This window comes from Dictyobacter halimunensis, from assembly GCF_036245075.1.
Genome location: NZ_BSRI01000002.1, coordinates 3,523,638 through 3,536,444, shown reverse-complemented (window position 1 = coordinate 3,536,444; position 12,807 = coordinate 3,523,638). Strand labels below are relative to the sequence as shown.

The following is a 12,807-nucleotide window of genomic DNA, read 5'->3' as shown; positions in this document are numbered from 1 at the left end:
AAATACATATCATGAGTATCCAGTCAATCAATCCGGCCACAGAAGAAGTTCTGGAGACCTTTGAACCCTATACAGACAAGCAGATCGATAGCGCCCTGCAGCAAGCCCATACAGCCTTTAATAGCTGGAGCCGCACCAGTTTCGCGGAGCGCAGCACCCTCTTCCACCGACTGGCCAGCCATCTGCGCGAAAATAAGGCCCGCCTGGCACGAACCGCGACACTGGAGATGGGCAAGCCCATTGTGGAAGCGGAGGCGGAAGTTGAAAAGTGCGCGCTAAACTGTGATTACTATGCCGATAACGCGGAAAAGTTTTTAACGCCACAGGAGATGTCGAGCAACGCCACCAGGAGCTACGTGGCCTTTCGTCCCCTGGGAGTGGTGCTGGCGCTGATGCCATGGAACTTTCCTTACTGGCAGGTGATGCGCTTCGCCGCCCCCGGCCTGATGGCCGGCAATACAGCGGTGCTCAAGCACGCCTCCAACGTCTCACGGGTAGCGCTAGAGATCGAGCGCATGTTCGAGGAGGCCGGCTTTCCACAGGGCGTCTTTCGGACCGTACTGGTGCCCGGCGCGGAAACGGAAAAGCTGATTAAAGATCCACGCGTGGTCGCCGTAACCCTGACGGGCAGCGAACAGGCCGGGATAAAGGTGGCGGAGGCGAGTGGCAGCGTACTCAAAAAGCACGTGCTGGAACTGGGCGGTTCGGATGCCTATATCGTTCTGGCCGACGCCGATCTTGATGAAGCGGCCAAAACAGCGGTGCAGGCGCGCAACCAGAACAATGGACAGAGCTGTATCGCCGCCAAACGCTTTATCGTGGTCGACCAGGTCTACGACGAATTCGTTGAGAAGTTCGTGAAGAATACGCGCCAGCTCCGCATCGGTGATCCCCTGGAGCGTGAGACAAAGATAGGGCCGCTGGCGCGCAAGGATCTGCGCGAGACGTTGGAGAAACAGGTCCAGGCCTCTCTATCGGAGGGTGCGCGACTAGCCACCGGCGGTAAGCGCTTCGGGGATAATGGCTATTACTATGAGCCCACCATTCTGGTGGATGTCACGCCTGAGATGACGGTGTTCAAGGAAGAGACCTTTGGTCCAATGGCCGCCGTCATCCGCGCGCGCGACGCCGACCATGCCATCGAACTGGCGAACAACTCGATCTTTGGGCTCAGCAGCAATCTCTGGACACGAGATATAGAACTGGCCCAACGGCTGGCGGCACGCATCGAAGCCGGTGGCGTCTTTATCAACGGCATGACCGCCTCCGCGCCCAGCCTGCCATTCGGCGGCGTCAAGCACAGCGGTTATGGCCGCGAGCTCTCCCACTTCGGCATTCAAGAGTTCGTCAACGTCCAGACCATCTGGATCGGCCCCAAAGTTGAAGAGACACCCACCAAGTCCCCGGCCGAGTAGGCGGGGCGTGGGGAACGCAGGCGTCCCCATACTCTATATTATGCGGTGGTGTATGGCAGGGGCGCAAACGCGCCCCTGCCATACACCACCGCATATTCATGGGGGGAAAGAAAAATCGGCCGCAAGGGCCGAACCTACGATTACGATGATTTTTTCCCTCTTTGTGCTTTTAAATTGAAGGTATTGGGCGCGCAAATGCGCCCCTGAACGCCACAGCTGCACAACACCATTTTTATAGTGGTTCAGCAGGGGCGCGGATGCGCCCCTGCTGAACCACTATAAAAACCGGGCGGCCGCCCGAAAGGGGGCGCCCACGCCCCCTGCAAAAAGTGTGTCTGACACCCACTCAATCTTTGGCGCGAGGATCGAAGGCGTCGCGCAGACCGTCGCCCAGGAAGGAGAAGGCCAGGACGATAATGACCAGCACAAAAGATGGCAACAATGCTTCCCATGGATGGTTCTGCAGGAAGTCGGTCGCATCAGAAATCATCAATCCGATACTGGAGCCGGGAGGTTGCACGCCCAGACCAAGCAGGCTGATACCGGCCTCACTGATAATGGTGTTGGCAATGTTTAGCGTCGAGGCAATAATAACGATGCTAAGCAGATTAGGAATGAGGTGGCGCATGATGATTGTGAAGTCGGTCGCGCCAGAGGTGCGGGCAGCCTCAATGAATTGCTGCTCCTTCAACTGCAGTGTCTGGCCGCGCACGTAGCGGGCCATCAATGGCCACACGGTCAGGGCCAGACCGATCGACACAAAGAGCAGACGCGCATTACCATTGGCACCGATGACGGGTATATTGCCCAGCATATCATTGGCCTTGGTTCCCAGGATACCTACCAGCAAGATGATAAAGAGCAGGCCCGGGAAGGCAAAGATAACGTCGGTGAAGCGCGCCAGGAAAAAGTCGATCCAGCCACCATAATAGCCCGCCAGCACCCCAACGGCGACGCCCAGAATAATGTCGAGCACCTCCACGACTACCGCCACCGCGATCGAGATCAACATACCCTGCATCAGGCGTGAGAAGAGATCACGACCAATGGAGTCTGTACCCAGCCAGTACTGCGCGGACGGTCCCTCGTGCTTGCGATCCGCTTCCTGATGGGTAAAGTCGCGATAGACCGAGGCGGGGATCACCGTATTGGTCATGTTACTCTTATAACCGGGGCCCGCCAGCTTATAAATCGGCGTCCCAAAGATGGCGATCAGGATATAGAGTATAATCACGCCCAGACAAAACATGGCACGCTTATCTCTACGCAGGCGCCGCATTGATTCCTGAAACGGGGTGGGTGACTTCTGTTCTTTGTCTGGCGCCTTAACTGGTTGTCCGTCAACAACTTCAGGAGCTAAGGCAGGCGCCTCCTCGATCAACAATTCCTGGGGAGAAGGTGTCGGCACCATAGATTCCCCGGGCTCAACGAATTTGGGCTTCCTGATTTTCGGTCCTCTATCTTGTTCCATTTCAATTCTCACCTTCTCAACTTACTCAGCTTTGATGCGGGGATCAACAAGTGTGTAGCAGATGTCTGACAAAAGGTTGCCAAAGACCACGCCAATCGCCAGGATAACGGTCGTCGCCTGCACTACCGGATAATCCAGGTTATCGATCGAGTCCAATGTGATACCAGCAATACCAGGGATGGAGAAGATTCTTTCAATGAAGAAGGCACCCGCTACCAGGAAGCCAATCGACAAACCAATAATAGTAATCAGAGGGATCAATGCGTTGCGGAAGGCGTGTCGATAGACAACGACCCGCTCATATAGGCCTTTGGCGCGGGCTGTACGCACGTAGTCCTGTCGCAAGATCTCTAGCATGCTTGTGCGCGATAGACGCGCGAAATAAGCCATACCCGTCGCGCCATACACCAGGATTGGCGCGAGCTTATACTGGATATCCGTCAAGGTGTATTGCCAGGGGGTGCCCCACTGGGTATTCGGCCAGCTCCAGCCAAAGGTATTGTCCAGCCAGATAATCAAAAACTGCACCAGGATGGCCAGGATAAAGGATGGCAACGCGTAAATCACCAGCGAAGCACCCATGCTGATGGTATCAGTCCAGCTATTCGCCTTGATGGCCGAGATAATACCCACCGGAACGCCGATGCCGACCTGGATAATCAGGGCCCAGAAGCCAAGCTCCAGTGATATCGGCAGGCCATCGCCGATAATATCTTTGACCGGCCGCCCAATCGTTTTAAACGAGGTGCCCAGGTCAAAGTGCAGCAGGCGAATCACAAAGTTCGCGTATTGCTGATACCAGGGAAGATCCAATCCATACTGATGCATCAGTTGCAGTTCCAGCTGATGATTTGGATGGTCGCCCATCATAATCTGAATGGGGTTACTCGGGGAAAAGTATCCTATGATAAACGTGAGAAATGTCACGCAAAAAATCACGAATATGAGCCCAACGAATCTCTTAATCAAGAATTTAAGCATACCAGGCTTCGACCTCCTTTTCTCTACCACAACGCTATTCTCTAGCAAGAACGTACAGGTAGAGGAATATTGCCTTCAATGCCACATAACTTACGCATTCTATCCTGCGCCAACGATAGATATGAAAGAAATATGTAGATGGCTAAAAAGGAAAATATCCGTAACGTTTTCATCTATCGAAAGAACTTACGTCACGGATACCTACAACTAACTGGTGAAGGGGGTTCAGGAGGTCATCTGCCATATTTCGAGAGAAACGATGGTAGATGACGTATCCCAACTTCCGTTCCGTCCAGTTATGCCGACATGTAAATGTTGCTCCAGTCGTCGGGCGGAATCAACTGCTGTGAGTTCAGCTTCAGGTTGTGCACCTTCTGGCTGGTCAGGGAGTGTACTTTCTCCTGCCACAGAGGGATCCAGGCCACATCGTTGATGACCTTCTGCTCGGCGTCATTGTACATTTTCATGCGCTCGGTCTGGTCCTGGGTGACGTCGGCTTTGCGCAGTTCCTGCTGCACCTGCACCTGCTCAGGAGCCGCTTTGGATTGGTTCTGACCATAGTTGAACTGGTTGTAGTCCGAACCCTGATCGAAGAAGGTGGTCAGCCAGTCCTGTGGATCAGGATAGTCGGCGTTCCAACCCGCCTGCCACATCGGCAGCGAGGCGTTGTTCTTGGTAGCGTTCTCCAGGTCCAGCAAGCGAGCACGGGCTACGGTGTTGACGTTGACTTTAACACCCAGGTTGGTCTGCCACATCGAGACGATCTGAGACATCGCGTCTTTGAAGCTCTGCTCACGTGGGTAGTAGGTCAGGGTCAGAGAAGGCAGGGTCGTAATACCCTCTTCCTTCATACCGTCGGCCAGCAACTGCTTGGCTTTGGCGGGATCACCCTGGGTGGTGGTGCCTTCTGGTCCGGTCAGAGCCTGATCGTAGCCAGGCATGCCACTGGGGATGACGTGGTTGGTAGCCGTAAAGGCGTTATTCATCGCGGTCTTGACAACAAGATCTTTGTTGATCGCCAGCGCGAAGGCCTGACGAATTTTGATGTTGTCAAAGGGCTTGGCCAGGTAGTTCAGGCTGAGGTAGCGAATGGTCAATACGTTGGTCGCGCTGTAGTCGGGCTTGCTAGTAACGTCACCAACGTTCGCGGTCGGAACGAAGGTGAAGTCGAGCTGCTTGGCCTGATACGCTTTGTACATGCCATCTTCGTTTTTGTAGAAGACAACTGACAGAGTCTTCAGCTTTGGCTTGGGACCGTAGTAGCTATCGTTGCGTACCAGCGTGATACCGGTGCTGTGGTTGTAGGTCTGGACCTTGAATGGACCAGCGCCAGCGCCTTCCTGAATATGATCGGTCCAGGGGCTGCTACCACCTTTGTATTTCTCGACGATCTTCTGGTTCACTACATAGGATGTAGGATAGGAGAGCGTCTGTAAGAAATAAGCGGCTGGTTTGCTGATCTTGATTACAACGGTGTTGTCATCAGGGGTCAGCAGGCTATCACCAATCAACGTTGGGATCTTGCCTGAGTTGACTTTGTCAAAGTCCTTCAAGAGGCTCAAATAGTAGCTGACAGGTGAGTTGAGGCTCTTGGAGACAGCACGGTTGATGCTATAGACAACGTCTTTCGATGTCAGCGGATCACCATTGCTGAACTTCAAGCCGGAGCGCAGCTTGAAGGTATAGGTCAGGCCGTCGCTGGAAACGCTGGGCAGTTCAGCCGCCAGTTGAGGCTTCACCTTCAGATCTTTATCCAGGGTAACCAGGCCCGTAAAGACGGCCTGAATGGGGAAATTGGAGTCGGTATCCTGTACAGTACCAGGATCGAAGCTGTTGATGTCACCAACAACCGGGTAACGCAACACCTGCTTGTCATCTGAGGCAGCTGGTGAGGATGAGGATGAGTTCCCGCTGCCACCGCAAGAGGCCAGAAAAATAGCCATCAAGCATAGGAGGCTGGCGAGGAACTGAAAAGAAAGTTTCTTACCGGCTTTCACAATGATTCTCCTTGTATAAACCCAAAGAGGTAGGACGATAACTCAGCACACAACGACGCAATAGACTGTAACAGCAAAAAATAAAGAGCAAATATCTCCTGGCTTTTTGCATCACTCCTTTGACCGCTGCATTTCACTTTTATCCATATGTGCAAAAGGTATGTGCTGAATAATTTTTTTTAGATATATTTAACTACGTCATCCATTAAGTAAAATCTCTCACCATTATTCGTCGGCGGGAAAAATTGGGTTTTCTGTCCTTATCGGGTATCATTAGTTGAGTCTGTAATAATTTGGCATTCTTTAATATTTACTGGGAGGCTATCATAGGTATGTATAGTGAGTCAAAAGAGATTACCGCGACCGACTGGTGGGCGCTCGGCGATACCCCTGTCCGCCGTGATTCGCGCGTGACGTACTACGTGGATGGGCAGGCGACCTTTATGGAGATGTGCCTGTGCTTTATGCGCGCCACGCGCTCGATCTACCTGGCTAACTGGGGTATGGAGCCGGATATGCTGCTGGTGCGGGGTGAAGATCTATTGCCCGAGCAGCCTGAACAGGATACGCGCGCCACGTACATCGAGGGCCTGCGGACACAGGGCTTGCAAGAGGCCGATATCAATTTCTGGTTGACGCACAGGCTATCGGTAAAGGAGGTGCTGGCATATGCGCAGAGCAAGGGAGTCGAGGTCAAGGTACTGCTGTGGAAGGCCAAGAAAGCCTTCGCGGTATATGATCCCCAGGCGGCCCACGATAAACTGACCGAGCTGGGGATTACCTGCCTGCTCGACGACAGCGCCGAGGGGATCCTGCATCACCAGATCGAGTCGCTGCATCAAAAGGTGACGGTGGTCGACCATAAGATTGCCTTCGTGGGTGGTCTCGATCCGTTAATCGAGAAGGAAGATGATTTCGATCGCTGGGATACGTCCGAGCATCCTTTTGATACCCCATTGCGCCGTACCAGTTCGGGTAAGTCTCCCCATGGCTGGCATGATACACACGCGAAGATCACGGGACTGGCCGCCGGGGATGTGGAGTTGAACTTTCGCCAGCGCTGGAATGACCTGATAGCACGCCATCACCTGGAGCAGCTGCATATCCCGGAACAGCCTGTACCCGCCCCGGTCGAGAGCCAGAGCATCGTGCAGATCGCCCGTACCGTGCCCAAGCATACCTATAGCTTTGATAAAGACGCCATTCTGGGCATTACACAGCTCTATGATCATGCGTTCACCAACGCGCAGCAATCCATCTACCTGGAAAATCAATATTTCTGGCAGCGCGCCTACTATGGCGTTGATATCTCGCTGCTGGGTAGGGATAGCGCGGAGATGGAGCAACACATCGGGCAGATCATCGAGGCCCTGCGCCGGGGCGTTACGATGAGCATCATCCTGCCCGATCATCCCAATGTGGGACGTGCCTTTAGCGACGCGGCCCTGATCCGGCTGCGGAACGAGGCGCCCGAGGCCGTGAAGGAGAGCAGGTTGCACGCTTTCTGCCTGGCTACCTCGCACTTTAAGATGGAAGATGGCCTGCTTCACTATCGTCCCATCTATGTGCATTCGAAAGCGGCCATCATCGATGATACCTGGTCTACCGTTGGCTCGGGCAATCTGAATAACCGTGGCATGCACGACGATACCGAGATCAATGTGGCGACGCTGGATAGCTTCCTGGCCCACGGTCTGCGCCTGCTGCTGCAGGCGGAGCACATCGGACTGCTGAAGCCAGAAGAGCTGGCCGCGGCCGCCCGGCTCCATCGAGAACAGAACCTGGATACGCAGGCGCAGGCTCTGGCGGAGAAGTCCTTCCAGCAGATGGAAGAGGCCCTGCACGATCCCTTCCAGGCCGTGCAGCTGATGAGGCAGCGGGCCGAGGAAAATCTACAACGCTATAAGGATCGTGAACCTCTTGTCGGCCACCTGCTGCCATATCTGACCGCCGCAGAGGCCACGCAACATAACTTAAATGTCCGTGCGGACCATGGCTGGATCGAAGAGCCAGACGCGCACTAGATCAGTTCCAGGTAGCGGCGGCGCTCCCAGTTGGTGACGGCCTTCTCGTATTCCTGCACTTCCCAGCGGCGCGTGGTGGCGAAATGCTCGACGAAGTCAGCTCCCAGGTATTCGCGAGCCACTTCGCTACGCTCGAACAGGTCGGTAGCGGTGGTCAGATTGCGGGCTAAAGGATGCATCTGACCGCTGGCGAGCGCCTGCTCAATTTTCTCCTGACTATACGCATTGCCATCCAGGCGCGACGGCAGCTCCAGCTGGTGTTCGATGCCATAGAGACCACTGGCCAGCATGGCGGAAAAGACCAGGTAGAAGTTGGCATCGGCCCCTGGCACACGATTCTCCAGGCGGATCGATTTGCGACCGCTGTTAATGACGCGTACGGCGCAGGTGCGGTTATCCATGCCCCAGGCGGTGTTGAGCGGCGTCCAGGTCCCCTCGATGTAGCGCTTATATGAATTGATGGTGGGGGCATAGAGCGCCATCATATCGGGCATCTTCTGCAGTACGCCGGCCAGGAAATAGCGCATGGTGGCGGACATGTGGTCCTCGGCCTCATCGTCCCAGAAGACGTTGCGTTCACCAGCCATGTCCCACAAACTGATGTGGGAGTGTCCGCTGCTACCATCCTCATCAGCGTTCCACTTGGCCATAAAGGTCGGGGTGAAGCCCTTCTGATGGCAGATCTCTTTGACGCCGTTCTTAAAGAGCATCGTGCGGTCGGCCGCCGTCAGGGCAGCGCTATAGTGCATGTTGATCTCGTACATACCGGGTCCGTGCTCGCGGTTGTAGCCCTCGATCTCGATGCCGTAGGTACGCATCTGGCGCACAATCTGCCCGATCAGATAATCGTCGGCCGTAGCATGGCTGATCACATAGCAGTTGGTGCCGGGATTGATTGGCGTCAGGTCTGGTCCAAAATCTTTGTTGCGCAGCGACACCTGATCTTCACGGAAGTAACGCATCTCCAATTCGGAGGCCGCCATGGCGGAGAATCCCAGGCCGCGAGCGCGCTCAAGCAGGGACTTCAAGACATAGCGAGGTGAGACATTGATGGGATCACCATGCTCGGCTCGCAGGTCGCAGACGCAGGAGGCCACCCGATCCTCCCAGGGTACCAGCGCGAACGTATCGAGGTCGGGGATCATCACGAAGTCCCCAAAGCCACGGTTGATGTTGCTCACCTTCAGATTGGGGAGCACATTCTCCGCGATATCCCAGCCGAATAACACATCAGATTGGGCGAATCCATCTTCGAGTCCATCCAGGAAGAATGGTGCCGTGACGCGCTTACCACGGAAGACGCCATCGATATCGGGCACGCCAAGCTTGATGTATTCAATTTTTCCATCCTCAATGAGACTTTTCACCTCAGCGAGCTTCATCCTATTGTCCCCTTCTTTTTCTGTAGGTGCGCACCTACGATCTTTAACTTTTTAATCAAGCATAACATTCCTCTTGTATCCCCGCCTGCGGCGGGGAGAAGGGAAGGGGGATAGTGGGGGACACCCCCAACCCCAGCAGGAGGGGCTGGCCGCCCCTCCTGCACCTCCCCGCTTTATGCCAGCTTTATTTATGAAATATCATGCGGACGCCCGCATGGAGCGCTCAAGCTTTTTCATCGGGCATGGAACCTTATTTTTTAGTATAAGGAATGCCTGTTTAACTTTGGCAGGGTAGCATGCTCTCCAGCAGCACGTCAAGTGGGCGGACCGAGTGGCGGGGTTAGAGGATTTGTTGCAGGGCGGAACGCAGAAGCGGGCGAGCGCGCTGGAAATAGGTCTTGGCGGTATTTTCGGGCATGTTAAGACGGCGCGCGATCTCACCAAAGCTGAGTTCCTGGGTGTAGCGCAACATGACGATGGAGCGAAAATGGGGCGGGAGGTGGCGAATGGCCTTACGCAGCAGGCGGCGCATCTCTTGCTGCTCTACAACCACCTCGGGCAGGGGATCTTCATCGGGGATGGTGTCCAGCCAGGAAAAATCGTCGTGCCCCCCACTATCTTCTATCTCACAGAAGAGGAGCGAACGCTGTTTGCGGCGTTCATCGATACAACGATTCCAGGCCACCTGAAACAACCAGGCCTTTAACGGCTCCCTCGTATGCTCAGAATGGAGGTTGTCGCGCAGATGCGGCAGCGAAACATAGAGCTGCAAGAATACAAATTGCAAGACGTCATTGGTCCATTCGGTCTCCTTGAGGCTACGCCGAATAAAGTTGTATAGAGGCAACTGATAGCGCTGGACCAGTGTCGTGAACGCACCCTCATCTCCCCGGAGGGTGGCGACGATCAAGGCATGATCAGAACAATCTGAAATACAGCTAGAAGTATCAAATTGCACAAACATTACTACACATCCTACTTTTTCTATTGAAAGGATTGAAGATACAATTACGTTGGATGCAATATAATAGGTATTGTAATGCAGACAAAGCTTCTCCCCCTTAGAAAGAACTATAACAAATAAGTTTGAGGGAAGCTTCAAAAATATGTAAAGTTTGCATCAATAGTCCATCAATTTATGCCCGGAAACCGTCAAGATGGGAGGGTTATGATGCCTCAGAACCATTTAAAAGTCTTTTCTTGCCGCCTTCGGCGGCGGTAAGGGAGGAGGGAGGAGTAAGCGGGGCCTGATCATGCCCCCGGCATGCTCGCCCGCACCCCGCAAGGGGCTCGCCGCCCCTTGCGGGGTGCGCTACTTTTAACTGGGCGGCCCACAAAAAGCCGGGTGAGACGGGGTTCATTACAGTGATTGGGAAGCTCTCCTCATAAAGTTGACAATAATTAAATTAGCTGAGTAAGATAGATGGAAGCAATTAAGAAGTAATAAAGTCCATAAAGCAATACATTCATATATTATTTTTACTCGCTTATGGCATGGAGAGGATTGGCGGATGGGCAGAACACCGTCACAAAACAATGACCATCTGGATGAAGAGGCAACGGTGCGCGACATGCAGCGTTCTGGTCGCGGTCGCCGCCAACCGATACTGGATGAAGGCTATGAAGCCGAAAATGAAGGTTATGAGCCCGATGAACATCCTGAGATTCCCAGGATACGCCGGGCGTCGCGCATGTTAGATCTCGAGTCTGATCTGGCGCCGACACGTTCACCATCACGGTCGGCACAGCGGGCACGGCTGGCGAAGCCACAGCCCGGCGGACGTGTGAATACAGAACAGTTTCAGAGGCGGCGCATGGATCTGCGCGAGGAGCAGGCACGTAAAGATCAAACCAGGGTCAGGCGTCCACGTACCTATGTACATGACGCGCCAGAGGATAGAGGCGACGCTCCCCGCGAAGCGACACAAACGCGGCGCCCCAGAACATATGTTGGTAAGCCTCCTCAGGAGCCAACGCGTACGCGCCATCCCAAACCGCGTGTCTATATAGAAGAACCTCCCGACGCTCCCGAGCCGACGACGACCAGGAACAGATTGGCCAAGGCGCCCACCAGGATCAAGCAGCCGCCAGTCGCCTATAACATACCGACGGTAAAACAATCCTATACGCGCATCGGACGCCGCGAGCGGCGGATGCAGCGCCTCATCTTTGATGTGTTCCACACCATCAGGCATAACCGGCCGCTGGTCATGATACTCAGCGGCACGCTGCTCCTGCTGGTGGTTATATCTCTGCTGACCAATACGCTGCAGCAATCATCCCGTAGCACAACGGCACAGTATCCCGGTTCAAGCGGCAATCCGTCCGCGACGGGGACGGCGGTCATAAAGCCTGCTAACCCGGCCAATCCACACGAACTGGTGATCGTGCCACCCAATAATAACCATCCCGCTCCGCCCACCCTGGCGACGTCGGCCTACCTGTTGGATGCCGATACGGGTGCCACGCTGTACGCCAGCAATCCATTTATGCATATTCCGATGATGAGCACCACCAAATTGATGACGGCCCAGCTGGCGATTGAGCATAACAACCTGGATCAACAGGTAACGATTACCCCCGCGATCAATAAGGATCTGCAGACGTTGTCCGCCGATAGCTCGCTGATGGGGATAAAGCCGGGCGAGACCTATAGCATACGCGATCTGCTGTATGGTCTCCTATTGGTATCGGGCAACGATGCCGCGCTGGTCATCGCCGATGCCGACGCCGGGAGCGTCCCTAAATTCGTGGATGAAATGAATCAGCGGGCCCAGCAATTTGGTCTGCATGACACGCACTACCGCAATCCGCACGGTCTACAGGAGGACAATCACTATTCGAGCGCCCATGACCTGGCCGTGCTGGGCCAGCATGTCTTCAACAACGCGCTGATCCGGCAGATCAGCTCGACCAAAGAGTATCATATTGTAGGCAACAAACAGCATGCCGAGCACTTTTTAGAGAATGGCGACCAGTTCATGTACTGGTATCCGGGCGTCGATGGCGGCAAGACCGGATGGGACGCAGGCTCCAACTTTCTGCAGGTGATCTCATGTACCCGCAACAACCACCACCTGATCGGCGTCGTGATGCATACAGCCGATTGGTGGACCGACATGCGTGATCTGATGAACTATGGCTTCAGTACGTTTACCTGGCTTTCGCCGCGCGAGATCAATGCCAACGTGCATCCCATCCCCTTCGCAAACGAATGGACCTACTTCCATAGCGATATGCGCCAGCGCACGATCCCAATGGGCAGCGATGGCCGCTTCTACGTCTTTACCGAATACGCCATCTCGGGCCCGATCATGCATTACTTCGACAAAAATAAGGGGCTGGGTAAATTCGGGTATCCAATCGGTCCGGTTAATACAGCCGCCAAAACTGTAGTCAGTCAACGTTTTGAGCATGGAACGATCCAGTGCGATCTACAATCAAACCAGTGTAAAACGGTTTAGCGCCGATGATGGCAGCAACAAAATTGAGAAAGAAACCATAGTAGCATGTGGCGCGTTATTTTGGTGAAATAGT

Annotated in this window: 8 protein-coding genes; 3 read left to right on the top strand and 5 right to left on the bottom strand. The window is 54.4% G+C overall.

Annotated elements, in window-relative coordinates:
- Window positions 1–11: 11 nt before the first annotated feature.
- Entirely contained in the window at window positions 12–1,415 is a 1,404-nt protein-coding gene (locus tag AABA21_RS28670) for an NAD-dependent succinate-semialdehyde dehydrogenase (RefSeq protein WP_338255503.1), read from the top strand.
- Between the two features lie 346 nt (window positions 1,416–1,761).
- Here the strand turns inward: AABA21_RS28670 and AABA21_RS28665 are convergent, their stop codons facing one another.
- The 3 genes from AABA21_RS28665 to AABA21_RS28655 form a co-directional block, all read right to left on the bottom strand.
- Complete coding sequence (locus tag AABA21_RS28665; protein ID WP_338255501.1) at window positions 1,762–2,886, bottom strand: ABC transporter permease; 1,125 nt, start codon at window positions 2,884–2,886, stop codon at window positions 1,762–1,764.
- Between the two features lie 21 nt (window positions 2,887–2,907).
- Complete coding sequence (locus AABA21_RS28660; RefSeq protein ID WP_338255499.1) at window positions 2,908–3,867, bottom strand: ABC transporter permease; 960 nt, start codon at window positions 3,865–3,867, stop codon at window positions 2,908–2,910.
- Window positions 3,868–4,163: 296 nt separating this feature from the next.
- Window positions 4,164–5,864, bottom strand: coding sequence for a peptide ABC transporter substrate-binding protein (locus tag AABA21_RS28655; protein WP_338255498.1), 1,701 nt, complete (start codon window positions 5,862–5,864; stop codon window positions 4,164–4,166).
- A 332-nt stretch (window positions 5,865–6,196) separates the two neighbouring features.
- Between AABA21_RS28655 and AABA21_RS28650 the strand changes: the two genes are divergently transcribed.
- A complete protein-coding gene (locus tag AABA21_RS28650) occupies window positions 6,197–7,888 on the top strand; it encodes a phospholipase D-like domain-containing protein (RefSeq protein WP_338255496.1) in 1,692 nt (563 codons plus the stop codon).
- Here AABA21_RS28650 and AABA21_RS28645 read toward each other — a convergent pair.
- Both AABA21_RS28645 and AABA21_RS28640 read right to left on the bottom strand, forming a co-directional pair.
- The gene (locus tag AABA21_RS28645) at window positions 7,885–9,270 is read right to left on the bottom strand and encodes a glutamine synthetase family protein (RefSeq protein ID WP_338255494.1); all 1,386 of its coding nucleotides are present in this window, start codon (window positions 9,268–9,270) and stop codon (window positions 7,885–7,887) included. The genes AABA21_RS28650 and AABA21_RS28645 overlap by 4 nt on opposite strands.
- A 340-nt stretch (window positions 9,271–9,610) precedes the next feature.
- Complete coding sequence (locus AABA21_RS28640) at window positions 9,611–10,234, bottom strand: RNA polymerase sigma factor (RefSeq protein WP_338255493.1); 624 nt, start codon at window positions 10,232–10,234, stop codon at window positions 9,611–9,613.
- 547 nt (window positions 10,235–10,781) lie between these two features.
- On the opposite strand from AABA21_RS28640, the gene AABA21_RS28635 reads away from it, so the two are divergent.
- Window positions 10,782–12,734, top strand: coding sequence for a serine hydrolase (locus AABA21_RS28635; protein ID WP_338255491.1), 1,953 nt, complete (start codon window positions 10,782–10,784; stop codon window positions 12,732–12,734).
- The last annotated feature ends 73 nt before the right edge of the window (window positions 12,735–12,807 follow it).